Annotated in this window: 19 protein-coding genes; 9 read left to right on the top strand and 10 right to left on the bottom strand. The window is 45.9% G+C overall.

The genetic code is table 11. The features are described from left to right. The first annotated feature begins 3 nt into the window (after positions 1-3). The 9 genes from ISR87_04310 (at position 4) to ISR87_04270 (ending at position 12,086) form a co-directional block, all read left to right on the top strand. On the top strand, positions 4-3,105 hold the full coding sequence (locus ISR87_04310; protein ID MBL7024658.1) for an efflux RND transporter permease subunit: 3,102 nt from the start codon (positions 4-6) through the stop codon (positions 3,103-3,105). A 361-nt stretch (positions 3,106-3,466) separates the two neighbouring features. Continuing rightward, complete coding sequence (locus ISR87_04305; GenBank protein ID MBL7024657.1) at positions 3,467-3,691, top strand: hypothetical protein; 225 nt, start codon at positions 3,467-3,469, stop codon at positions 3,689-3,691. 244 nt (positions 3,692-3,935) lie between these two features. After that, positions 3,936-5,912 (top strand): Glu-tRNA(Gln) amidotransferase subunit GatE, encoded by a 1,977-nt coding sequence (gene gatE, locus ISR87_04300; GenBank protein MBL7024656.1) that lies wholly within the window; start codon positions 3,936-3,938, stop codon positions 5,910-5,912. A 190-nt stretch (positions 5,913-6,102) separates the two neighbouring features. Then, complete coding sequence (gene gatD / locus ISR87_04295; protein MBL7024655.1) at positions 6,103-7,488, top strand: Glu-tRNA(Gln) amidotransferase subunit GatD; 1,386 nt, start codon at positions 6,103-6,105, stop codon at positions 7,486-7,488. A 145-nt stretch (positions 7,489-7,633) separates the two neighbouring features. Continuing rightward, on the top strand, positions 7,634-8,734 hold the full coding sequence (locus tag ISR87_04290; GenBank protein MBL7024654.1) for a 2-hydroxyacyl-CoA dehydratase: 1,101 nt from the start codon (positions 7,634-7,636) through the stop codon (positions 8,732-8,734). Continuing rightward, entirely contained in the window at positions 8,731-10,053 is a 1,323-nt protein-coding gene (locus tag ISR87_04285) for a 2-hydroxyacyl-CoA dehydratase (protein MBL7024653.1), read from the top strand. Before ISR87_04290 ends, ISR87_04285 begins: the two co-directional genes overlap by 4 nt. Then, a complete protein-coding gene (locus ISR87_04280) occupies positions 10,046-10,855 on the top strand; it encodes a 2-hydroxyglutaryl-CoA dehydratase (protein MBL7024652.1) in 810 nt (269 codons plus the stop codon). Before ISR87_04285 ends, ISR87_04280 begins: the two co-directional genes overlap by 8 nt. Before the next feature lie 50 nt (positions 10,856-10,905). Beyond that, positions 10,906-11,400 (top strand): SHOCT domain-containing protein, encoded by a 495-nt coding sequence (locus ISR87_04275; protein MBL7024651.1) that lies wholly within the window; start codon positions 10,906-10,908, stop codon positions 11,398-11,400. A gap of 149 nt (positions 11,401-11,549) precedes the next feature. Then, a complete protein-coding gene (locus ISR87_04270) occupies positions 11,550-12,086 on the top strand; it encodes a thioesterase family protein (protein ID MBL7024650.1) in 537 nt (178 codons plus the stop codon). Positions 12,087-12,140: 54 nt separating this feature from the next. On the opposite strand, the gene ISR87_04265 is transcribed toward ISR87_04270, so the two are convergent. From ISR87_04265 to ISR87_04220, 10 genes are all read right to left on the bottom strand, one after another. Next, positions 12,141-13,088: an alpha/beta hydrolase gene (locus ISR87_04265; protein ID MBL7024649.1), complete on the bottom strand. Its 948-nt coding sequence runs from the start codon at positions 13,086-13,088 to the stop codon at positions 12,141-12,143. Between the two features lie 8 nt (positions 13,089-13,096). After that, positions 13,097-14,659 (bottom strand): hypothetical protein, encoded by a 1,563-nt coding sequence (locus ISR87_04260; protein MBL7024648.1) that lies wholly within the window; start codon positions 14,657-14,659, stop codon positions 13,097-13,099. A gap of 58 nt (positions 14,660-14,717) precedes the next feature. Then, positions 14,718-15,206, bottom strand: coding sequence for a hypothetical protein (locus ISR87_04255; GenBank protein MBL7024647.1), 489 nt, complete (start codon positions 15,204-15,206; stop codon positions 14,718-14,720). Then, complete coding sequence (locus tag ISR87_04250) at positions 15,203-16,726, bottom strand: long-chain fatty acid--CoA ligase (GenBank protein ID MBL7024646.1); 1,524 nt, start codon at positions 16,724-16,726, stop codon at positions 15,203-15,205. Before ISR87_04250 ends, ISR87_04255 begins: the two co-directional genes overlap by 4 nt. After that, a complete protein-coding gene (locus ISR87_04245) occupies positions 16,723-18,228 on the bottom strand; it encodes a sodium:solute symporter (GenBank protein MBL7024645.1) in 1,506 nt (501 codons plus the stop codon). The genes ISR87_04250 and ISR87_04245 overlap by 4 nt, the downstream gene beginning before the upstream one ends. A 10-nt stretch (positions 18,229-18,238) precedes the next feature. Further along, positions 18,239-19,234, bottom strand: coding sequence for a ketoacyl-ACP synthase III (locus ISR87_04240; GenBank protein ID MBL7024644.1), 996 nt, complete (start codon positions 19,232-19,234; stop codon positions 18,239-18,241). Further along, positions 19,234-19,977, bottom strand: a complete 744-nt coding sequence (locus tag ISR87_04235) for a glucose 1-dehydrogenase (GenBank protein ID MBL7024643.1) — start codon at positions 19,975-19,977, stop codon at positions 19,234-19,236. Before ISR87_04235 ends, ISR87_04240 begins: the two co-directional genes overlap by 1 nt. A 17-nt stretch (positions 19,978-19,994) precedes the next feature. Then, complete coding sequence (locus tag ISR87_04230) at positions 19,995-20,468, bottom strand: MarR family transcriptional regulator (protein MBL7024642.1); 474 nt, start codon at positions 20,466-20,468, stop codon at positions 19,995-19,997. Positions 20,469-20,678: 210 nt separating this feature from the next. Continuing rightward, positions 20,679-23,864 (bottom strand): efflux RND transporter permease subunit, encoded by a 3,186-nt coding sequence (locus ISR87_04225; protein MBL7024641.1) that lies wholly within the window; start codon positions 23,862-23,864, stop codon positions 20,679-20,681. Between the two features lie 4 nt (positions 23,865-23,868). After that, a complete protein-coding gene (locus ISR87_04220; protein ID MBL7024640.1) occupies positions 23,869-25,011 on the bottom strand; it encodes an HlyD family efflux transporter periplasmic adaptor subunit in 1,143 nt (380 codons plus the stop codon). Positions 25,012-25,276 lie beyond the last annotated feature (265 nt).

Here is a 25,276-nt window from a genome sequence, read left to right as displayed (position 1 = left end):
GCTATGAAAATTGTTGATCTATCCGTCGATCGTAAGATCACCGTCACCATGATCACCTTGATTGTGATCCTGGGTGGTATCATTTCCTTCACCAAACTGGGCCTGGACATGCTCCCAGATGTTGAATTCCCCATGGTGTCTGTGGTCACTGTTTATGGTGGCGCCAGCCCCGAAGATATTGAGTCAATCGTTACAAAACCCATTGAACAGGCAATCGCTTCAGTTTCCGGTGTGAAGGGTGTTGTCTCCACCACCGTGGAAGGCATGTCCATGATTGCCGTAGAATTTGAGAGTGGCTCAAATCTCGATTTTGCTGCCCAGGATCTCAGGGATCAGCTGGCTATGTTTGCAGACTTCCTGCCTGACGACATTCAGACACCCCTGGTCATGAAATTTGACATGTCTGCTCTGCCCCTGCTTTTTTATGGTGTCACCAGTAAAGAACGACCCCTGAATGAACTGGCCGAATATATGGACGAAACCGCGGGGTATCGCCTGGAACGTATCGAAGGGGTGGCCTCTGTCATTGTTCAATCTCCTGAGGTTAGAGAAATTCAGGTTGAAATCGATCAACATGCCCTGGAAACCTCAGGAATTACACTGGATCAGGTCATCCAGATGATTGGTTTTGAAAACCTCAATATGCCTGCTGGCCGCATCGTCGAAGATCACATGGATTATCTGGTGCGCACCCGGGCCGAATTTGCCTCTCTCAGGGAGATTGAAGATTTGGTCGTGGGTATTTCCCCAACTGGAAACCCCATTAAGCTTCGGCAAATTGCGAAGGTAAAAGATACCGTCTCTGATCTGCGCACTGAAATGCGGGTCCAGTCCAAACCCGGCGTCATGATGATTGTTACCAAACAATCCGGAGCAAACACAGTTCAAGTTGCCAATGCTGTAAAGGCTGAACTCGCTGAACTCCAACAGGTTTTACCTGAAGATATTGAGATGCACATCGGCATGGATATGTCCGCCAGTGTGAAGCTCACGGTAAACAGTACGGGCCGAACCGCACTGCTGGGTGGTGTTCTGGCCATGCTCATGATCTATTTTTTCCTGAGAAATATTCGCCCCACCATTGCTGTGGGAGTCGCCATCCCCGTTTCCATTATTGTTACTTTTATACCCCTCTATGCTGTGGGCTACACCTTGAATCTTCTCACGCTGGGAGGATTGGCACTGGGTATAGGCATGTTGGTGGATAATGCCATCGTGGTTATTGAAAATGTCTTTCGCCATCTTGAAGAAGGCAAAAGCCGTAAGGAGGCTGCCCGCCTGGGCGCTTCAGAAGTTGGAATGGCCATTACCGCATCTACACTGACAACCCTGGCAGTATTTCTGCCCATGGCCATGGGTTCAGGCACGGCTGGGCAGTTGGTGCGAGGTCTCGCCCTTTCGATTTCCTTCTCACTGCTGGCTTCTCTCTTCGTTTCACTCACCATGGTGCCCATGATTGCCTCTGTCTTTTTCAAACCGAGGAGCAAGGTAGATTACACCCTCAAGGCAGATAAATCCTGGATCGTCCGTTTAAGAGCTGTCTATACAGCAGCGCTTACTGTGGTTCTCCAGCATCGCTGGAAGACCCTGGGAGCTGCCACAACGTTGTTTATTATTTCCATGGCCCTGATTCCAGTGGTTGGCACTGAATTCATGCCTGAGATGGATCAAGCCATGCTCATGATGAAGATCAAGCTGCCTGTAGGGTCCGCCCTGGAAGAAACAGACCAGGCCGTGAGACAAGTGGAAAAAATCGCCCTTTCAGAAGATGCTGTCCAAACCGTGATTGTATCAAACGGCGTCAATGAAGAAGATCGCGGCCAGAGTGGTGATATGGCCAATGCGGGTTCTCATGAAGGTATGATTATGCTGGCCATGAAACCAAAATCGGAAAGATCACTTTCAACCACTTCCATCGGTGAAAAAATTCGTGGTGAAATTCCAGCCATGCGTGATGTTACTATCCAGAGTATTGACTTTGGAGCAGCCATGGGTGGCGGCGGAGCCGATGTGGAGATCCAGGTTTTCGGGAAAGATTTTAAAGTCCTGGAAGAGATCAGCAAGGAAGTAGCAGCCATCATTGCCGACATCGAAGGCGTTACTGATATCAAATCTTCCATGGAAGAAGCCAAACCTGAATATCACATTGCTCTGAATCGAGAAGAAATTAACCGCATGGGACTGGTATCAGGGCAAGTAGCCAATACCATTAAGGCCTCTACTCTGGGTCAGGTAGCCACCCGCTATCGCTTTGCCGGTGACGAAACCAATGTGCGGATAAAATTCCAGGAAGATCAGCGCAATTCTATTCGCGATATCGGGCAGATCAAACTGACAACCCCCATGAAAACACAAATTCCCTTGGCCCAGGTGGCCAGCATTACGAGGGAAGAGGGTCCGGTAAAGATCGTCCGTGACAATCAGAGTCGCGTGGTGCTGGTGAGCGCCAGCATTCTGGATCGTGATCTGGGATCGGTTATGGAGGAGATCATCGAAATCCTCAAACCCATTCAGGCGACTTTACCTGATGGGTATTTTGTGGAATACGGGGGTCAATATGAGCAAATGATTGATACTTTCATTACTTTAGGCCAGGCTCTGGCCCTTGCTATCCTACTCGTATTCATGGTCATGGCATCACAATTTGAGTCCCTGATTCACCCCCTGGTCATCATGGTTACCATACCTCTGGCATTGATTGGTGTTGTTATTGGATTTCTTGTTTCCGGTGTCACCATCAGTCTTACCAGTTTCATCGGTTTCATCATGCTTACAGGAATTGTGGTGAATAATGGCATTGTGTTAGTGGATTATATCAATCAGTTACGACGGAAGGGAGTCGAGGCAACCGCTGCCATCATTGAAGCTGGTTCCACAAGACTTCGCCCCGTTCTCATTACTGCCCTTACCACTATTTTTGGTATGCTCCCCATGGTTTTAGACGGAAGTGAAGGTGCCGAGATGCGTGCTCCCATGGCCATCACTGTGATTGGTGGATTGACAGCAGCAACTTTCCTCACTTTGTTTGTAGTGCCCTCTCTTTACAGTCTCCTTGCAGACCTAGGAATTCGACGGGCACAAAGGAAGCAACTGAAAAACGCTTAAATATTCACGAGTCGTTCATTTTTTTATCAAAGAGGCTGTCCCAAAGGGGCGGCCTCTTCTTGTAGGGTCGAAGGTATAGAGGTATAGAGTAAACCGGGTCTATGTTGAGATGCAGACAATTCAGCAAGATACAATCCAAAACACATCTGTTTGGGTAACCATTGACTGTTCCTATCGGTGAAAATCCGCCTGCCCGGTGTAGCTCAACAAGCAGAGACGGGTGTATACCGGAGAAAAAACAAAATAGGGGGCCATCGAAGGCTCTGAGACATCCCCTTTGTCTTATTAGAAATGTCGCGTAGAATACATTTTCAATTCGGGGACCACCTATTTTAGGATAGCTATAAATAACGGAGACCCCATGTTTAAAATTCCAAAATCTTACATCCTCTCAGTTCTGTTGACTGCTTTTATGGCCACCTGTGTCTGTGCTCAAGAATCTGTATCGGAAATCAACGAATCACCTGCTATCGGCGATCCATTCCCCCACTTTCAGCTAACCGACACAGAACACCAATCCATAGATTTATACAACTTCCTCCAAAACCAACCGATCTTATTGATTTATTATCGCGGGGGCTGGTGACCATACTGCAATTTACAGTTGGGTCACCTGTTAGAAATAGAGGCTGAGATGATTGCACTGGGTTATCGGATAATCGCCGTGAGCCCAGATCGGCCTGCTGAACTTTCAAAAACATCTGATAACATCTTATTGAATCACTCGCGTCCCCCTTTATCTTCTTTCCCTTCATGAATCAGTGAAAATGGCACTATCCATGCTTTGATTGATACCGTTCGAGAATAGTCTGGTAATAGGATAATTGATGATAATGAAACAAACTGAAGCATTAAAAAATTATGAGGCGACCCGTAAAGCCATTGGTTATGTGGAGCGCCAAAAAGCCAAACCAAAAGACTATAAACGGATTGGTTTTAAATCAGGGTTGGAAGTTCATCAACAACTCAAAACAAAAAGTAAGCTGTTCTGCCGCTGTCCAGCTGGTATCTACCATTCTGATGATGATTTTGATGCTGAAGTTATCCGCCACATGCGTCCCACCCTGAGTGAATTAGGTGAATATGATGGTACGGCCCTTATGGAATTCAAGACCCGTAAAAACATCACCTATCGTCTCAACAACAGGAATGCCTGTACCTATGAAGTTGATGATACACCCCCCTTCCACATTGATCCAGAGGCTTTGGAAATTGCCATAAAAATATCACTCCTCTCCAAACTGAATATTGTGGGTGAAGTCCACATCACCCGAAAACAGTACCTGGACGGCAGTATCCCAACCGGTTTCCAGCGAACGGCCATTCTTGGCGTCGAGGGAGAGATTCAACTAAAAAATAAGAAAGTGCGTCTCATCCAGCTCAGCATCGAAGAAGATTCATGCCGTGAAATTTCTGATGTTGGTCATGAGCGGATTTACAAAACCGATCGTCTCGGTATGCCCCTCATCGAAACCGTGACCCATCCCGATATGGAAACACCAGATGAGCTGGCTGAAGCAGCTGAGTACATCCGTTTTTTGAATCGCAGCACAGATAAAGTCCGTACTGGAATGGGTGCTGGGCGCGAAGATGTCAATGTGAGTTGTGCTGGTGGCAGCAGGGTCGAAATAAAAGGGGTGGCCCACAACAAATGGATTCCAGAGCTTTCACACAATGAAGCCTTCCGCCAATGGGCGCTGCTCAACATTAAGACGCTCATCCATGATCGGGGTATTCAACAAAATAAATGGAAAATGAGCCACAAAGAGATCGACTATTCCATGCCAGAGTTGTTGGCATCTCCCCTGAGAGAAAAGCTGAATCAGAGAATGAAAGTCATCGCCATAAACCTTCCAAAACTGAAGGGAATTCTCTCTCACTTTTTACAGCCCGGGCACCATTTTGCCCATGAAATTAGTCATCGCTTGAAGGTCATCGCCTGTATTGAACGACCCAATATGACCCATTCTGAAAGCCTTGATCCACTCCTGAGTGATGAAGAGTTAGGCAATATCTCAAAGTGGCTGGGAGCTAACAAAAACGATGCACAGATTGTGCTCTGGGGACCAGCAGAGGACATCCCCACGGCCCTGGAAACCGTGGAAGAACGAATTCGAATGTCCTTTGAAGGTGTTCCTGAAGAAACTCGGAAATCGCTTCCAGATGGCACCACCATTTTTGAAAGAGTTCTCCCGGGAAGTGATCGTATGTATCCCGATACGGATTCAGCACCTATTCCCCTGACCGTAGAATTCATTGACGGGCTTGGAAAAAATCTACCTCCGGACATTGCTGATCGCTATGCCCAGATGAAAGCGTGGGGCATACCTGAGGACACCTGGAAATACCTCCTGAGCAAAAACATGGTCCCCCTCATCGAGCAGATTTGTAAGGATTATGGGTATTCGCACAAATTCATTGGATCATTTCTGGGGCATACCTTCAAAAACATTGAGGGAAAATACGAAGTGCATAAAAACTTCTTCTATGAGAAAATTTATGAGCTGTTTCGCTATATCAAGGAGAAGCAGCTGGAACCAGGAATCGCTAAATACATGATGCCTGTGATCTATGAATTTCCTGATATGCAATTCAGTTCTGTGCTTACCAGTATCCATTTCAAGCAACGAGACATGACTGAAATTGTCGCTCCAATAGAATTTCTGTATGATAAGTATCAGGCAAATACATCAGAAGATAAATCAGGAGAGGATATAAAATGGCTTATGGGTCAGGTTCATCATCAAGCCATCGGGAATGTGGCAATGGCTGCCCTGAGACAACAGATCGAGACGATAATTAAATGATAAACAGGCTAACCGCAAAGGGCGCTGAGTACGCAAAGAATGTTTTGTGCGAAAACGATAGACTATTGATTCTGACCTATCAAAAACCTTTGCGTTCTTCGAGATCTCTGCTTGTCCGGCGTAGCTCTTGGAGCGCAGATGGACGGTTAAAAAGTCTTTTCATTGTTTAAATAGAGAGAGAAATGATTCTATGAGTGATGACATTTTCCAAGGATATAAAGGCGATGCTCTAGCAACACTGCAGAAATTCAGTGTCCGCGTCTGGGGTCAGGTTGAAATTCACACCACCCGGGGCACCTTTGATGGAACTGTGCTCCCCCGCTCTGAAAATGATGATGATCAGCACATCGTACTGAAAATTAAAACCGGCTATAATATTGGCATTGATATTGTGACCATTAAAAAAATGGTTGAAACGGGTTATCAGAAAGCCAATTATAAAATTCCTGAAAAAGCCTTCCCCTATTCAGATGATAAACCCAATGTGAAACTTTTTGGGACCGGGGGGACAATAGCCTCACGACTGGATTATCGAACCGGTGCAGTTATCCCGGCCTTTTCGCCTGGTGAATTATATGGTGCTGTCCCTGAATTGGCAGATATTTGCAATATTGATACTGAAAAATTATTCGCTGTTTTCAGCGAAAATATGGGGCCGGATCAGTACAAGATACTGGCAGAAAGCATTGGCAAAGAAATCGCCAACGGCACGGATGGTATTGTCATCGGCCACGGAACGGACACCCTCCATCACACGGCGGCGGCACTTTCCTTTATGGTTCAGGATTCGCCCATTCCCATCATTCTTGTGGGATCTCAACGCTCATCGGATCGACCTTCATCCGATGCGGCTCTTAATTTGATACACGCATCTTACGCTGCCGGGCATGGTGACATTGCAGAGACGCTGGTGTGTATGTTTGGACCCACCTCAGATGAATATGGCTTCCTGCATCGTGGTACCCGGGTCCGAAAAATGCATAGTTCATATCGATCTACATTTCGGACCATAGGTGATACACCAGCTGCCACCGTGACCCGTGAAGGTCTCAAAATGATAAAAACGGACTACAATCATCGGCGCAAGGACAAGACTGTAAAAATTGTTCCCACCTTCAATGAGAACGTTACCATGCTCTATTACTACCCTCACATGAAGGGCGACATTGTGGATTCATTGGTAGCTGCTGGGTACAAGGGAATTGTTATTGTAGGAACCGGTCTTGGACATGTTAATCGGGAATTATATCCTGCCCTGGAGAGAGCCAGAGACAAGGGTGTCTCCGTCTTTATGACCCTTCAGACAATCTGGGGATATGCTCACATGTTTGTCTATGATACTGGTCGGGATATGATGGCCCTGGGTGTTACCCCTCTGGGGAATATGTTGCCAGAGGTCGCCTGGGTCAAACTGGGCTGGGCACTGGGACAAACCGAGGATCCAGTTAAAATCAAAGAGATTATGCTCACGCCAATCAATGATGATATTACTGAACGAGAGCCTTATAATGGCTATCTTGTTTATCAGGGGGGCGTTCCTGAGGTGGAAGGTTTTGTCCGTAAATTCAGGAAATAAGTTTCATCAATATCACCTGACTTCAGTCAGGTGAACTAAGGAGACACCCATTTTGACAAACCGTTTAAACGGTTTTATGGTGTGAGCCAATACATCTATCCACTACCAACTGAAGTTGGTAGTTATTTTGAATGAGTTGCAATATATGATGATACCAACCCGATCAGAATACCTCAAAGGACTAGCCCAAAAAGGTCAGAGAATCATGGCTGTGCTGCCGGCCCTCTATCCCAGAGAGCTGCTCTGGGCATTCCATATTCATGCCGCTGAAATCTGGGATCCACCAGGAGAAATACTCCACGCCAACGCGCATCTACAGACTACCATTTGCCCCATTGTAAAAAAAAGCCTGGAATTTATCCTCAAAGAGCCTCATGTCATCAATGCAGGATACCTCTTTCCACATACCTGCGATTCTCTTCAAAACCTGGGCACTCAGGTCAAAGATCTTATCGGTGTTTCCCTTCCGGTTTACACCTTCTATAATCCCAAGGGCAGTTTTAACAATACGACGACAAAATATTACCAGGATATCCTCAAAAATTTCCAATCCACCTTGGAGGCGAGCTATGGACGTCTCGATCCTGAAAAACTGCTGGCTGCCTGTGTCCTGAGTCATAAAATCGATACACACCTCTTGTCAATCCAACAAGCCCGCATGACGGATCGCCTGGCTTTGAATAACCAGGAGTATTTCAAGCTCATGCGAGCTCAGGAGTACCTGCTCCCCATTGACTATTTGACCCTGCTTGAGCTTGTGGATATTCTGGAACAGCCTGCTGATTCTTCAAAAGCACGAATGATGGTGTCAGGAATCCTGCCACCAAACCCAGAAATTTTGGGTTTTCTCGATGAAGTGGGTGTGAGTATTGTTGCAGATGATTTACTGGCCGTCAGTCGACGCCTTCCAACGTTTGCCATGGATCCCCCAGGTTCACCTCTGGAATATTTAACCGATCGTTTCTTTATCTTGCCACCCTGTTCCACGCGGGCAGGTGACCTGGATGAAAGGCTACACTATCTAAATAGTCGTATGAATGAAAGTCAGGCTCAGGGCATACTATTCGATATGGTAAAATTCTGTGAGCCTGAGCTATTCGATCATCGTTTCCTGGTGAAAACACTTAGAGAAAGAAATATCCCTGTATTAACCCTGGAAACAGAATTGGAAAACCACATCTCAGGTCAAGACAAAACCCGTATCGAAGCGTTTACTGAAATTCTATTTGAGATGGTTGCGTCATGAGTATCAGAGCAGAGTTAAAATATAAAATCATGAAAGATTATGGAGCTCCCGCTCTCATGGCGCTTCAAGAATTCAGAAAGCGGAGACCCCGTCCCATCCCCAAGGCATTTGGACCACCCCTGGAATCCAATAAGCGTCTGAAAGAGATTCTCAGTCGCCATTATTTCCTCTCCAGATATGCTCCTGGCGTAAAAAAAGTCGCCTGGGTCACCAGTGGTGCTCCCGTGGAACTCCTGAGAGCTTTTGATTTCTATACCATCTATCCTGAGAACCATTCGGCACTGGTAGGAGCCAAAAAACAGGGCGCTGAATACTGTGGAATCGCCGAAGGAAGTGGATTTAGCCAAGATTTATGTTCGTATGCCCGTATCGATCTGGGACATATGCTGTCCGGTAAAACACCAGCCGGGAAACTGCCCAAACCGGATTTGTTATTTTGTTCAAACAACATCTGTCAGACCGTCCTCTACTGGTATAAGGCCATTGCTCATGAACTTGACATTCCCCTGATTCATTTCGATGCTCCCTTTGTTACTACGGAGCAGACTGAAGCCGATATCAATTATATGGCTCAACAACTACAGGATATGATCCCCATCCTTGAGCGGGTTTCAGGACGAGTATTTTATCTAAATATTTTTGAGGATATCCTCAAACGCTCCATGGAAACCTCCAGGACCTGGGGTGCCATCCTGGATGCCATGAAGGCTCAACCTGCGCCCATGACCATCTTTGACGCCTTTGGTCATCTTGCTCCCATTGTATCCCTGCGCGGTTTGCCTGTGGCACAAGATTACTACCATATATTGATGGAGGAGATCGACACTCGAGTTTCTCAGGGAATTGGCGCTATCAGTAATGAACGTTATCGCTTGATCTGGGATAATATTGCCATCTGGTATAAGGTTCGGTTTTTAGCTACATTTTTTGCTGAGAGAAAAATGAATTTTGTGACTGCCACCTATACCAATGCCTGGGCTGAGACAACAGGATATCTTGATGTGAAAGACCCCTGGACTTCCATGGCTAAAACGTATGGGCAAATCATTTTGAACAACAATTTGAAGCACCGTCTTGATTTGATGAAAAAGATGATCAAGACCTATGCGGTGGATGGGATGGTCATGCATTCAACACGCAGCTGCAAACCCTATTCGGTAGGTCAATTTGATCTGCGTAAGGCCATCACTGCTGATCTTGATCTACCTGCTGTTATTCTGGATGCAGACATCGCAGATGAGCGGGTATGGTCCGAGCAGCAGATCCACACTCGGCTCGAAGCCTTTTGTGAAACCCTGGAAGGATCAAAACATGGCTGATCTTTATTTCGCTGGCGTGGATGTAGGGTCACTCAGCACTGATGTATCCATCATTGATCTTTCAGGAAAAGTTCTTTCTGAAATTGTCATCCCCACTGGTGTGAATGGGTCCGCAGCAGCTGAAGAAGCCTTTGACGCTGCTCTAAAATTGGCAGATCTCACCCGGGATCGCATCACAAGAATCACTGCTACAGGGTACGGACGTGCCTCAGTGGTTTTTGCCACTGGAAAAACCACTGAAATCAGTTGCCATGGAGTCGGTGCGCATCAACTATTTCCAAAAACAGGCACTGTCATTGATATTGGTGGTCAGGATAGCAAGGTTATACAGATAGATTCACGGGGTCGTATGCTTGATTTTACCATGAACGATAAATGTGCCGCTGGAACAGGTCGTTTTCTCGAGGTCATGGCCAACCGTCTGGATCTTGATCTGGATGAATTGAGCAGCCCTCTGAATATTGAGGGAGAATCTGCACCAATTAGTAGCACCTGCACGGTCTTCGCTGAGAGTGAGGTCATCTCCCTCCTGGCCAAAAATACCCCGCGAAAAGATATCGTACATGGTTTGCAGCGGTCTATTGTGAACCGGATTTGGAGCATGGTCACCTCGATTGGTATTGAAGGCGAAGTCACCCTGTCAGGAGGGGTTGCCCATAATAAGGGTCTGGTAAAATTGTTGGAAGAGAAGCTGGGACTTACCTTGAATATTCCCGAAAACCCACAAACTGTAGGTGCACTGGGGGGTGCTCATATTGCCCGTCGAGCTTATCAAAGCAGTCTCGAGCCTCGCTCAAATTAACCAATGAGGAACTTCTGGGGTCAAAGGGATTACATAGAAAGAGGTGTATTATGAAACTTAGCAAACTTATTGTCCTATTACTCATCCTTTCGGTCATGTTGCAGGCTGGTCCTCGATCAAGAAGAAATCATCATCACCCTGTGAGGAACTATCACCACTCCTATTACCCCCACCACTACAATAACTACTACTCAGCATATGGATATTATGGGTATTATAGATATAATCGACCTGTCGTGGTCACCACCCAATCGACCACTACTTACCCGACTAATCTGGTCACCATCACAGTCGAAAGTGTGGCAGAAGACATTGCTGCCTTGAATGACCTGATGACACGTGGTTTGATAACTGAAAAGGATTTTGAACGGGCCAAAAAGACGCTACTCAATCGTATCGGAATGTCTCTGAATCCAGATGCCCAGGAAGCAACTACTGAGTATCTAATTGGGCAAATCGAAACGCTGCATCAAATGCACTCCAGACAGCTCATCACAGAAAAAGAGTTCAAGAAACAAAAGAATAAGCTGTTGGCGATGATATAGACTGATATTCCTGCTGCTTTTTTTAAAATTCTCCCTTTTGAGTTTGTATCCCCGCTAATTAATCAATTTTAATCCTAATTATTTCTTGGGAAGCAGTTGCCAGGAGTTAGCATGCCTGAGTCACTAAATAAATTTCTAAGGAATTCTCCATGTACCCCTATCTCAGAACCATTAAAACCATTCTCTCAGCCAAACATCGTAGCTCACTGAATTTCGGTGATACCGGTATTCTAAATCTTCGAGCGGGGTTTTCTGATATTGACCACTATGGAGAAATCAATAATGGGAGACAGCTGACCCTTATGGACCTGGGGCGTTATGATCTTGGGGTAAGAGGCGGCTTGATGAAGCTCATCTCACAAAAGAAATGGGGTTTTGCAGTTGGCGGCTCCAGTATTCGCTACCGGCGCAGAATAACCCTGTGGAAAAAGTTTCAATTACACAGTGAGGTCATTGGTCACGATGGGCGCTGGTTCTATTTTCTCCAGAAAATGTGTCAGGGAGAAACCATCTGTTCTTCGGCCCTCATCAAGGCTGGGGTTGTTTCGAACAATGGATTGGTCCCAGCTGAGCAGGTCATGAAGGAGTTTCCGAATAATACCTGGACCGGTGAATTACCAGACTGGGTTAAAGCCTGGATCAATGCTGAAAGCCAGCGACCCTGGCCGCCAAACTCTCCCCAATAAAAAAAGCCACGTCAGTGCAAACCGACGCGGCTCCATTTCCAGATATAGCACTGTTTATTTTATAAATTCTAAAATAGCCTTATTGGCAGCGTCCGGTGCATCCAATTGGACAAAGTGTCCACACCTTGGAATAACCGTCACCGTGCTATTTGGTATTTCATTGGCTATTTCAGCTATTTCTTTGGTCCAGCCAGGATGTAAAAATCGGTTTGGAATGAGTGCATCATTGGCACCAAACAGAACCAGAGTGGGCTGCTTGATTTGATCCAACTTATCCCACACAACACCCCTCAACATGCCCTCAACATTCTTTGATACAGCATAGCAATAGTCATAAAAGTCTGCAGCACCTCGCAGCTGAATCCGATCAGTAATCATCCAGGCTGCATCTTCAGGGAAGTCATAAAAATTAATACTGACATTTTTGGCAATGGCTCGGACGGGCGTATCCCTCACCAATTCAGGGGTCATGACGTTCTTCATCCAGGCAGATTCGCCCTCATTAAAACGTTCAAAACCAGCTGGGGAAATCAAAATCAATTTCTCCACCAGCTCGGGACTTTCAAGCGCCAGGGTCATGGCAATTTGACCACCCATTGAATGTCCTCCAACGATCACTGTCCCCAAGCCCAATTTCTGAATAAAATGTCTTAACACATCAGCATTAAAGGACATGGAATAATCGTAATAGCCCTTACTGGAATGTCCATAGCCAGGTAAATCAACAGCAATGACTCTATGGGTTTGGGCAAGCACCTCAATGTTCTTGGTCCAGGCCCGGGCATAGCTCCCCAGTCCATGAATCAGCATTATCGTCTGGGGGCCTTCCCCTTGTTCGACATATGCCAGATCTACATTCCCGATCTGAATATTCTTAACAGGAAAACCATAATCCAGCTCATCAAATTCAAGGTTGGGAAGTTTATAATAAGATCCTGTTCCGGCACCCATGAGTGTTCCAATCACTGATATAAAAACGAATATTTGTATAATTTTCTTCATGATGCCTCCTAAAACATGATCCATTTAAGGAGCAGAATTAGCGTCCAGGGATCAGCGGGGCGCTCAGAAATACCACCATTGGTCAAGGGAGAATCGTAAAAATCTCCCAGACTCAAATGAGCAGCATGCATCTCAATATCAAAGAAAACTTTGGGTGTATAGGTCACACCAATATTCGCCTCAAAACCCATGGCGTTGCCTCCACCAAATGGAGCAACTGGAGCAATGGCATAGCCTAGATTTCCTTCGACTTTCAATTTGTATGGGATGACATCATAGGAGAGTCGACCCACACCAGCAACGAGACCATAACCCATATTCTGGATATCGATGGTTGAAGCATAGTAGCGGTTCACCACATCACCGTGAGGCAGCAACAGGTATAGTCCAGTCCCAAAGAACACAGCACCAGGCGCGGTCCAGTTGTTACCCGTGAGCACGCCGGTATACTTCCCATCATCAACGTTTTCTGTATCCCCTGTTGAGAATATTCCATCCAGGACAATATTGTCCCGATTGGTCTTTCCATATTTATAGGCAAGACGAAGATTTGCCGCATACCCAGCTACGTCGATTTCCCGAGTATCAGTTTTAACCAGGCCACGTGTGGTATAAGCAAATCCACTCATCCCAAAACGCCCCTGCTCCAGCATGGGATCACTATCAAAGTGTGTCCCGATCCACCAGAGATTTGCAGTATAGGTTTCATTCCCCAGATTGAATTGAAATACACCATTATAGGGCGCTAACAATGAATTCAACCCCTGTCCCAGGATTGATACACCTCCTTCACCAGCTCCATTCTGAGAACTTCCATAATCCCTGAGATGATAAACCGTGAGTCCAAGTGTGGTTTTGATGGATACATCCTGTTCAGCATCAAACTCAAAGAGAAACACATCATCATTCTGTTCTACATTGTTTTCATATAGCTGATAGGCCCCAGCCTTGAAATGCTGATAGGTATTGGGAGAATAATGTGCCGAAAGACCCGTCGCATCGGAAGCAAAGAGAGAAAGTCTATACCCTGTGGTCAATAGCTCGCTGGTACCTGTGTAGTAGGGAACAGATGTATTGTCATAAAAACGCAGCAGTCCCAGATTCACATACCATTTTTTGTTGGGATGGAATTCCATAAATAGGTTTTGGGTTTGCAGATTCACAAAATCTGCACCAAAAGCACCTCCAAAATTTCCACCCGCACCATAATTGGCATCACCCCAGGTCCAATCCAGCTCAAATGACATGCGCATACGTGCCCAGCCATCAAATAGGCGTGGTGAATAGGACAACATTCCTAAAAAGCGTTGCTCAACATAGTTGGAATATCTATCGGAATAGCTTTTGGTTGTGTTTCCGCCATAAAAACGTCCCACAACCTGACCCTTAAGAAACTCATTGGTAGGAGCCACATTAATAGCCTCATATCGAGTGAGATAATACCCGATAAAGCTCAATTCGTTCTTATCTCTGATGGTTTCCTTGCCCTCAGTCCATATGGGAAGCGCCTGACTGAAGCTGGTCAGAGCAAGGACCATCACGAGCAATGCACGCGTAAGCATCTTGCGCATATCATTCTCCCTAAAATGTTGTCGGGGTGTAAAAATCACACCCCGACATTAAAAAACCTTAGTCCTGACGGATATAGGTCTGAATATTCCAAGTCCCCAGAGTTGGGTCTGCGCCAAAACCTGCAGCAGGTGTTGGAACCGTTGCTGCAATATCTGGAACCGTCTGAACGGCTTCCAGTGTTAGCGTATCGCCACTGATCTGGATGATACCTTCTTGCTCAAAAGCTGTATAAATGAGCTGAATGACATCGATTTCAGAATCACTTGACTCAGTGAGTACATAAGTACCTCCCTGAGATGTCCAGGCGCCACCAATAACATGGGTCTCAAGTGTTACTGTGTTGTCTTCAGCAAGCTCAACTTTCACGCTGTCATACTGAAAATATGTGGAGAGGATCACAGCCACATTTGGTCCGGCACTTAACCAATTGCCGACCCATACATCTACATCATTGTTATTGGCGTCTGTGCCTGAATCATCTTCACAGCCCATCACGAACAGTAGTCCCAGAATCAGAACCATCAGGATTGTGTATCTTTTCATCATCTTGTCTCCTTTTGTTGTTTGTACATTTCTATTAAATGTTTGCGATCCAGCTTACCAGAGTCATTCAATGGTAGCGCTTCGATCAAACAAACCTGTTTTGGTGTTTTATATTTTGCCAGCGACTTCAGACAGAAGTCCCTGACCTCTGCAATCTCAATTTCCCTTGTTGCGACAAGAAAGGCGAGACCCACTTCACCCCATTGCTCATCTGGGATTCCAATTACGGCGGCATCCTTGATATGGGGGTGTTGAATCAGGATTGCCTCAACCTCAGCTGGATACACATTTTCACCACCGCTGATGAACATGTTCTTTTTGCGATCAACGATATAAAAGTAACCATCTTTGTCTTTTCGGGCCATGTCACCCGTATGAAACCACCCATCATCAATAGCGTTCCTGGTCTCCTCCGGTTTGCGCCAATACCCCGATGTGACCACTGGCGAGCGTAAACAGAGTTCACCTGGTTCATCCATGCCTGCCTCTTCTCCAGATTCAGACAAGACCTGGGCATCCATGTAGAAATTAGGGAATCCAATACTCCCCTGTTTGCTGATGGCTGCGTCCTGATTCAATGAGAAGCAATTGGGGCCCACCTCTGTGAGACCGTAACCCTGCCTGATGGGGACATCCTTTTGATGCCAGATTTCAATCAGTGGAATGGGCATTGGAGCGCCTCCCACCACTGCATAGCGCAAGCTGGAAAGATCAGTGGTATGGAATCTGGGTGAATCTGCCAACATTTGCATCATGGTTGGAACACCGAATAGAACCGTTGACCCCTCTTTTTCGATCAACTCCAAAATGATATCTGGGTCAAAGCCTTCCAGGATAGTATGAGAGGCTCCATGGTGTAGGAAGGGCGTAAAGAGAACGTTCCAGCCTCCCGTGTGAAAAAGGGGTGCATAGGCCTGAGTATGATCGCTTGAATTAATATCCAGACGCAGCGATGTATTCACTGAGTTCCAGAAAAGCATTTTATGGGTGATCATAGCACCTTTGGGTACGCCAGTGGTTCCAGAAGTATAGAGAATCATGACCAGATCCTCAGAATCAATCGGGGTATTGGCGAACTCAATTGCAGAAGCATTTTCTTCCCTGTCAAGGTAGGAACCAAGCGATTCAATATTCATTCTCTGACAGCTATCGGGCAGGGATTTCAGCATGTTGACTTGCTCAGAATAGTCTTCCTCAAAAATCATAAGCTGGGGTTCCGCATCTGTGAGCAAAACATCTAATTCAACTGGGGTTAATCGAAAATTCAGAGGTACTACAATGACCCCAAGTTTGATGGCTGCAAAATAGAGCATGAAATATTCCATGCGATTGCGGGAGTATATCGCCATCCGGTCGCCTTTGGTGAGCTTCATCTCCTGCTGCAGATATCTGGCACAGGCCCTGGACACCTCATTGAATTGGTCATAACTCCAGGAACGATCACTGACATGTTCGCGAAGAAATAATTTATCTGGGGTATAATAAGCCCAGCGCGCCAGCCAATCATGTGCATGTCGTGTCAAGACAGGGGCTCCTTCTTTAGCTGGAAAATGATTGATCCCACCACCAGTGATAGAACAATGGCTACAGCAGCGGCCACTCCGGGGTTTTCACCGGTTGCCAGGGTAAAGGGGACGGATATCTTGCCATAGTACATGGTGAAGTGAATAACAACCGCTGTGACACTGGCAGCAATGGCGGCAAGTGGTGGTGTCCGTTTCGAAAACATGCCAAACAGAATGGGGAAAAAGGCTGCTGCGAAGAACGCATAAACACCATTCTGGGCAAAAATGGCTACAGATAACTTGGGAAATAGGAGTTGTTGCCTGGATAGGATGATGGCAACGATAGCCAGCAAGACAATGACAAGACGGTTAATTTTTATCATTAAGTTGTCAGCAGGACTATCCCCTCTGAATTTGATCAGGGCTGGTTTTATCAAATCTTCTGTCATCGTTGTTGATATACTCTGGATCAGTCCCTCCAGAGTACTCAAACCGGCTGCTATCAATCCCAGAACTACAAACAATCCAATAAACACTGGGAATTCATTCAGAACATAGGCTGGTATAATGCCATCCATCTTTAAAGCGCTGCCTCCAACTGAGAGATCGGGGAAGGCAATTCTGGCATACAATCCAGCGATGACCACGCTAAAGAAAATCAGCTCCGTTATGACGGCGACAACCAAAAAGCGATTAACACTCCTCTCATCTTTGAGGAGCAGACTTTTTGTAATGATATGCGGTTGACAGACGATGGCGACACCCACTACTATTTGAACGACACCAATTTCAAACCAGTCTCGAAATAGAAAGCTGTTGGTGTTTGTGGTGCCCACCAGATCAGGATCAATGCTGGACAGCTTGTCCAGGAAACCGTGTATTCCGGCACTGAAATGTTCATATCCAGAGCCCAAGAGCAGGAATGCAACCACCAACATGATGGATCCCTGTATGGTGTTGGTATAGACCATGGAATTGGCACCACCGAACATCATATAACCAAAAATAAAGATGACGATTCCCAGGAGCGCTGCCATTTCCGATATGGCCAAAGTACTTGACAGCACCTTTGTCAGACCCACAACGATAAGGACGATGAATGTGATGAGCAACAGGGACAAAATGGCAAAAAAAGTTTGGTAGGCTTTGCTGTTATAGCGTACGCCCATCCATTGTGAGAGGGTAATCACCTTAACCGTGGCACCAAATTTCCGGAAGCCCTTGCTGAGGATCACGAGTGACCCCATGGCCGCCAGGGGCAGTACTACGGCGTAGGATATCACAGCCGAAATACCATAAATGGCAATAAATCCGGGGTTTATAATAAAGGTAGCTGCACTGGTCATGGACGCAGCCAATGAAATTCCCACTGCAGCTGGTGAAAACAAAAAAGATCCCAGCGCATAGTCCTGCATACTTTTGGTTTTTCGGGCCCCTCTAACAACCAGCACAAGAATTCCGCTGGCCAGCAGAATCATTAGAATCCAACTATACAAAACCATATCTGTGTTTGCATTCATGCTAAACTCCCTACCAGATCCACGCGGAACACGCAAAAGCCAGACCGCCACCGGAACCCATAAATACGATGAGGTCTCCTCGATCCAGTTTGCCTTGATTGTGGGCTTCATTGAGTGCCATGGGAATACAAGCCGATCCTGTATACCCATAATAAGACATTATAGTCTGAGCTTTTTCCATGGGCAGATGAAGAGCCTCCATGGTTGCTCTGATGCTGTTGATATTAATCTGGGTAAAAAAGACCTGCTTCACACTGGATAGATCGTGCCCCCCATCGGCAACAACCTTGCGAATCATCCTTTCCCAGGTGATGGGATTGAGTTCTTTAGGGAACTTTTTAACAAATTTCAGGAGGTGATCTTTGTTACCCAGCACTTCTTGAGTCACAGGCGTTTTCACGCCACCAGCATAAATCCCCATCCAGTCCGCATACTGTCCCTCTGTGTAGAGCAAGCCCTGTAGATGTCCAACACCTTCAGGGTCAGCACCAAGTAGCACACCAGAAGCGCCATCAGCGAACAGGGTCACTGTTTTTTTGTCATATAAATCCAGATAGCGAGACATCCCATAAGCACCAATAACCAGGATATATTTATATTTTGGATCAGCCTGGATATATTTGGCTCCCATGTCAATTGAAGTCACAAACCCTGCACAGGCCGCATTCAAATCAAAGGTTCCCGCTCCTGTGGCGCTCAGACGGTCTTGAATGATTGAAGCAGTCGATGGTGAAATGTACTCTGGAGTATCCGTTGAAATAATAATGAGATCGAGTTCTTCTGGTTTCACCTTGGCCTTTGCCAGAATGGTGAGTGCTGCTGATTCAATAAGATCCGCAACACTTTCGCCTTCAGATAGCCAACGACGCTCTTTTATGGTGAGATTGTCTTCCAACCATTCCGAAACATTCTCGCCCAGAATTTCATCAAAATATGAATTGGGGACGATGCGATTAGGCACCGCCATACCTGTTGACAGAATACGTGCATTACGGAGCTCAGCCATCAGGAAATCAACCCTCCATCTACTGAGAGTGTGGTGCCATGGATAAATGAAGCTTCGTCTGAAGCCAGAAACGCATAGGCCGCCGCCACTTCTGAGGGTTCACCAATACGCTGCAGGGGTGCTTTACCCGCCATCATTTCGATGACTTTCTCCGGCATCTTTTTGACCATTTCAGTGGCAATGAATCCTGGAGCGATGGCGTTCACGCGCACGCCTTTGCGTCCCAACTCTCTGGCCCAGACCTGGGTCATTCCAATGACACCTGCTTTAGAAGCGACATAGTTAGTCTGTCCAAAATTTCCATAGAGTCCGACGACTGAGCTGGCATTTAGTATGACACCTGAGCCCTGGGAAACCATTTGTCTTGCAGCGGCTTGACCACAGATGAAGACCGCCTTTAAATTCACATCAATCACCTGATCAAAAGCAGCGCTTTCCATCTTGAGGAGTGTCGCATCTCTGGTGATACCGGCATTGTTGATCAGAATATCCAACTGGCCATATTTCTCAACGATGGCTGTCACGGCTCCATGGACAGAATCTTCATCAGTTACATCCACGGCTCGAAATTCAAGTCTATTGTCAGGAGTTTGAAGCGCAGCCATGAGAGCATCACCCATTTCCTGATTAATATCCCAGGCGGATACGATGGCGCCTTCTGCTAAAAACTTTTCAACCGTGGCCATGCCAATTCCAGCCGCTCCCCCGGTAATAATTGCAACTTTTGATTCAAGTTTATTCATACTTTCCTCAATCTGATCTACGTGTCAGTTTGTTCTTCTCGCCAGGTATCAATAAATGAGTTCAGATATTCTTGCATCTGTGTGTTGAATTGAACCATTTCTTCCATGCGAGATTTAAATTTTGCCATTTCAGGTTTATCATTGTTCCGGAGTTTTCTTTCAAATTCTTTGGCCAGGCTCAAGTTTCTCCGCAATAGCTCGGCCTGATTGATAAATGCCTGGAGGAAGATGTGATCCACAACCTGGTAGTAATCTTTGCGATCGCCCCCCACCCAAACCCGCTTCACCAGATTATGATCTCTCAGGCGTCGCAATATCTGGCTCACGGGACCCTTACTTACATGCAACTCATCAGTCATTGTGTCCAAAGACATGGGCTTATCCCAGTACAGCAACAATCCCACAATTCGCCCCATGAGAATGGGGAGTCCAAAATCCTTATAAGCATCGCCAAAGCGATTCACAAATTCGTGTTTAATCTTATCTGTCATTCATAACATCCTGCGTTTGATATTTTTCAAATATAGAAAACGATTGATGTATAGCAAGGATTCTTACACACCTAGACGTGATTATTTCTTTTGTTAAAAGTCTATGTTTGTTGAGTTAAGCTAATGATGACCAACTAAATCAGCAATTCACCTCGGACCGTCAAATTGTTTAACGACCAGGTAAGCCTCACATTTCAGGGCGAATTTCTATTATGAATTCACCGGGTCTTCAAGATGCTTAGAACCATTTGATGTCAATTCCAACATGGCAGGTTCAACGTCTTCTGGACTCACAATCTTCCCATGATACAGTTTCATCCATACCACTCGTGCTCTATTTGTCACAAGGTAGCTGGCAGGTAAAACAACCAGAATAAGGAAGGTTCCAAAGAGTAAACCATAGGCCAGGGAAATCGCCATGGGAATCAGAAACTGTGCCTGACGACTGGTTTCAAATATTAATGGTGCCAATCCAAAAGCCGTTGTGAAGGTGGTTAGCAGGATGGGACGCAAACGACTCACCCCAGCGTCAAAGACAGCATCATAGAGGAGCATCCCAGATTTAAAATTTCGGTTGATCTTATCAACCAGAACAATACTGTCATTTACAATAATACCCGTGAGTGCGAGAATACCATAGATGGATAGGGTATTCACCTGAATGCCATGTAATCCATGTCCCCAGAAGGCACCAATTACTCCAAATGGTATCAGTCCGAAAATAAGGATGGCCTGAACATAGGATCTGAAAACCAGGATCAACAAAATAAACATCCCCATAAAAGCCAGTGGGAAAGTCCTGCGGAAACTTGCTCCCGTTTTAGCCTGATCTCTGGATTGTCCCTCATACGAGACATGAACACCTTGAACCTGTGCCAGAACCCGGGGAATTACCTCTTCCCGAATCTCTGCCAGAATGGGAGGTAAATCCAGACTACCGTCTGCCAGATCTGCCTCAACGGTGAGCTCACGCTTTTTATCAAGATGGCTGATGGAAGTTATCCCGCGTTTCAATGTGTAAGTTGCCAGTTCACCGAAGGGATATTCCTGACCATTTTGGGTTCGAATGAGCATACGATCCAGATAACCCAATGATGAGCGATCTTCAGGAGAGTAGCGTACCCAGACACGAATTTCATCCCGTCCTCTTTGAATCCGCTGGACCTCCTGACCAAAAAAGCCCTGACGAACCTGTCCGGCAACATCTCTCAGGGTAAGTCCAAGAGAATATGCCAGTGGTTTTAAAGTAATATCAATCTCCCGGCGACCTTCTTTGGAACCCAGAGAGACATCCCTCAGGGTGGAAAATTGCTGCAGTTCGGCGGTTAGCAGATCACTGGCTTTTTTCAGTTCATCCAAATTGCTGCCCAGCAGACTGACTGAAACAGGCTTTCCAAACATGCTTGCTCTACCGAAGGAAATCTTCTGTGCTTCGGGTCTTGGCCCAACAGCCTTGCGGATACGATTTGCAAAGACGAAACTGTCCATGCCCCGCAATTCACCATCCAGCAATTGAAGGGTCAATTTACCTGCATGGCTTCCCGCATCACCAAAATCGTTACTGCCAATATCCCTTTTTATCCCCAAAATGTATTGGAGCCCATCTTCCCTGTCAGCACTCATCTCTTCATTTACGGACCAGACCACATCTTCAATTTCAGCCAGAAATTTATCGATGTCCGCTTCCTGTCTTCCCGCCACAAGACTGACATTAATGGGTAGCGTATCCCCATCAATAAAGGGGAAAAATGTAAATCCTATAAATCCACCACCAAAGAGACCGATAGTTATAAAGACAAAGACCAGGGGCATGGTTACCGTGATCCATTTATAGCGTAAGGCATATCTCAGGGATGGCGCATACATGCGGTGGGTCATAAAATGAATGATCTTCTCGATTCGTTTGCGCATCCATGAATCTTTACTGTGGGCATGCAAGCCCTTGGAATGGGCCAGGTGGGCTGGCAGAATGAGAAATGATTCTATAAGCGAAAAGATCAGTGCGGCTACCACAACTGCAGCCAAATTCCAGATGAAGCGGCCTAAAAATCCATCCAGAAAAAAGAAGGGCAGAAATACAAGTATGGTGGTCATGACTGAGGTGGTTACTGGGCCCACCATGATGATGGTACCATCAATGGCCGCCTGAAGACCCTTTTTCCCGCGCTCAAACTCACTGAAGATACTTTCTGAAACCACGATGGCGTCGTCTACAAGTATACCAATGACTATGATCATCCCAAAAAGGGAGATGACATTCAAGGTTATTCCGGTAAAACTCAAGACCAGAAACATACCTGCAAATGAGAATGGGATACCAATAGCCACCCAGAAGGAAATCCTCAAATTCAAAAAGAAACTGAGACTGAGAATTACCAGTACCAGCCCGATAAATCCATTGTTGATCAGGAGTTCAAGCCTCTGGCGCAAACTGATCGTGTTATCCGCCAGCACCAAAGCCTGGATTACAGAGTTTTCAGAATTAAACTTTTCAACCATGTCTTTTGATAAATCCGCAACGGTGATGACATTTTCTTCACGGGTTTTACTAATATTCAGGACCACCGCTGTATGACCATTGTAATAGGTCTTATCCGGTGAATCAGCCCATCTTTCCCTAATGGTGGCAACATCTTTAAGGAAAATCAGATTACCATCACTATCGCCACGGATGACCAGGTTCCCCAGCTCGGCAGCCTCATATTCTCGTCCATAAGCCCGTATGAGGATTTCTTCATCTCGGGTCTCAAATTTTCCACCAGATAGATTCACGTTCTCTGATTGGACCCGTCTTGATATCTCATCAAAAGTCAACTGATAACGTCTCAGGTTGGCTTCAGATACTTCGATAGAAATCTCAAGACCAGGGTAGCCCTGTATGGCGACTTGTGAGACTTCCGGGGAAGCAAGGAGCTCATCCCGCATGTTCTCTGCAAAGACTTTCATAGTCTTTAAATCCGTTTCGCCAAAAAGAACAATAGACAGAGCTCTTGATCTGAATTTTTGTTGGTACACCACCGGCTTTTCAGCACTTACAGGAAAAGAGCCAATTCGATCGACGGCATTTTTAACATCGGTGAGGACTTTATCCATATCTGCACCACGAATGGCTTCAATGTTGACAACTCCAACATTTTCAGAAGAAGTCGAGGTTACCCGCTCTATACCATCCAGACCATCAAGATTCTCCTCAATTTTGAGAATGACCCCCTCTTCTACCTCTTCAGGAGAAGCACCCGGGTATAGAACCTGGATAATGATGCGGTTTGGTGCAATTTCAGGAAAGGTGGAGTAACGCAGGTTGGACAGTGCAAGTCCTCCAAAAAGAAGAACTGAAACAAGTAAAACATTGGTCCAGATTGGATAACGGGCAAAGAATTCAATGACGCGACGCATGGAATCAATTATTCCCGGGAATCAGCCGTGAACGAGATTGTGCTGGCATGCCAGCTGAAACACCTTGAAGTAAATCTGTGACCAGTGTATCACCAGGACTCAGTCCCTTATTGATGATATAATAGTCGCCTTCATCAAAGGCTATTCCAACATCCCGCTTTTCGAAGAATCCATCATTTACAAGAAACACATAAGATTCTTCATATACTGCCCGGCGTCCCACCTTGATTGCTTCAGGAATCAGACGAGCTTCAATATCAGCCTTTACAAATACGCCAGCGAGTGGGTTCACGTCACCTGTATCATCCAGTTTTATATACGCCAATACGGATTGTGAGCGTTCATCAATTATATTGCCGATTCTTTCAATATGTCCCTTCCATTTGATACCATTCTCTTCTGGCTCAAGCACGACAGGGGAACCCACATGAATCCAGCCAATATCCTTAGCTGGAACCTGAATCTCAACTTCCAGCTTATCAAGATTGATAAGTTCTCCCAGTCTGCTTCCAGGAGCGGCTGTGCTGCCATCGCGAAGTTGGGTGGATATGATGGATCCATTAAAGGGTGCATAGAAATAATGTTTCGAAGCCCTGATTTCCAGATTCTGGACGGCGAAGTAAAGTTTGAAAATATTGTACCTGGCCAGCAATGCCTTGAGTCTTTGGTCTTCTGTAGTAGGTAGCACACCGATGGGATCATCAAAATTGATGGAGTCAAAATATTGTTGCCAGACCTGAAATATAGCAGGAGAGCTGACTTTTATCTCAGGCATGATCGAAGACAAGGCCGTTAATAAATCACTCTTTGTACTGTTTAGCTCCAGTATTATCTGACGCGTATCCACTTTTAATAATAACTCACCCTTTTTAAAGGATTGTGCTGGTTGAAAGGGAATATCACCAGCTTGAAGTGTTCCTGAGACCTCACTGATTAATGATACGGGTTGACTACTTGCAAGTGTACCATATGTGGTCAATTTTGCCGGTACCTCACCCAGAGACACGACAGATGTGGCCACGACGCGTGGGGTGACCTGAGAATTACGCTTGGGCTTCTCTGCCTTAAACGAAACTAGAATTTTCATAATTATAAATCCAACAACGAGGAGAATCAGGGGTGAAAGTATTAAAGCTTTTCTTTTCATATATATCCTTCGCGCCCCAACAAGCGGCGCCAATTATTAATGCAAACATTCTTAAAAAACCTCTGTCAAAATGACAAAGAGTTCAGGATAGTCGATGAACCATAGCTTGGCAAGTATTCTTAATGCTTGAAGTTCCCCCGAAAACTGAGTTAAAAAGACACTAAAGTATTGGTGAGTAAAGGCTTGCAGGAATCTGCAAGTGGTGGAGCTTGTTTTTGCAAAAAACGGGGGTACTTCGTATTGCCATAAAAAGGATAGCGCCCTA

The sequence above is a fragment of the Candidatus Neomarinimicrobiota bacterium genome, from assembly GCA_016784545.1.
GTDB lineage: Bacteria > Fidelibacterota > UBA8477 > UBA8477 > JABMPR01 > JABMPR01.
Note: the sequence above shows the minus strand (reverse complement) of the source record. Positions and strands in the feature narration are given on the sequence as shown.

Excerpts from the sequence above, each read along its gene's own strand:
- ISR87_04245 (MBL7024645.1), bottom strand. The coding sequence starts at position 18,228 with ATGAATGCAAACACAGATATGGTTTTGTATAGTTGGATTCTAATGATT.
- ISR87_04255 (MBL7024647.1), bottom strand. The coding sequence starts at position 15,206 with ATGATGAAAAGATACACAATCCTGATGGTTCTGATTCTGGGACTACTG.
- gatD (MBL7024655.1), top strand. The coding sequence starts at position 6,103 with ATGAGTGATGACATTTTCCAAGGATATAAAGGCGATGCTCTAGCAACA.
- ISR87_04285 (MBL7024653.1), top strand. The coding sequence starts at position 8,731 with ATGAGTATCAGAGCAGAGTTAAAATATAAAATCATGAAAGATTATGGA.
- ISR87_04305 (MBL7024657.1), top strand. The coding sequence starts at position 3,467 with ATGTTTAAAATTCCAAAATCTTACATCCTCTCAGTTCTGTTGACTGCT.
- ISR87_04265 (MBL7024649.1), bottom strand. The coding sequence starts at position 13,088 with ATGAAGAAAATTATACAAATATTCGTTTTTATATCAGTGATTGGAACA.
- ISR87_04280 (MBL7024652.1), top strand. The coding sequence starts at position 10,046 with ATGGCTGATCTTTATTTCGCTGGCGTGGATGTAGGGTCACTCAGCACT.
- ISR87_04230 (MBL7024642.1), bottom strand. The coding sequence starts at position 20,468 with ATGACAGATAAGATTAAACACGAATTTGTGAATCGCTTTGGCGATGCT.
- ISR87_04310 (MBL7024658.1), top strand. The coding sequence starts at position 4 with ATGAAAATTGTTGATCTATCCGTCGATCGTAAGATCACCGTCACCATG.
- ISR87_04225 (MBL7024641.1), bottom strand. The coding sequence starts at position 23,864 with ATGCGTCGCGTCATTGAATTCTTTGCCCGTTATCCAATCTGGACCAAT.
- ISR87_04275 (MBL7024651.1), top strand. The coding sequence starts at position 10,906 with ATGAAACTTAGCAAACTTATTGTCCTATTACTCATCCTTTCGGTCATG.
- ISR87_04235 (MBL7024643.1), bottom strand. The coding sequence starts at position 19,977 with ATGAATAAACTTGAATCAAAAGTTGCAATTATTACCGGGGGAGCGGCT.
- ISR87_04220 (MBL7024640.1), bottom strand. The coding sequence starts at position 25,011 with ATGAAAAGAAAAGCTTTAATACTTTCACCCCTGATTCTCCTCGTTGTT.
- ISR87_04240 (MBL7024644.1), bottom strand. The coding sequence starts at position 19,234 with ATGGCTGAGCTCCGTAATGCACGTATTCTGTCAACAGGTATGGCGGTG.
- ISR87_04270 (MBL7024650.1), top strand. The coding sequence starts at position 11,550 with ATGTACCCCTATCTCAGAACCATTAAAACCATTCTCTCAGCCAAACAT.
- ISR87_04260 (MBL7024648.1), bottom strand. The coding sequence starts at position 14,659 with ATGCGCAAGATGCTTACGCGTGCATTGCTCGTGATGGTCCTTGCTCTG.
- ISR87_04290 (MBL7024654.1), top strand. The coding sequence starts at position 7,634 with ATGATGATACCAACCCGATCAGAATACCTCAAAGGACTAGCCCAAAAA.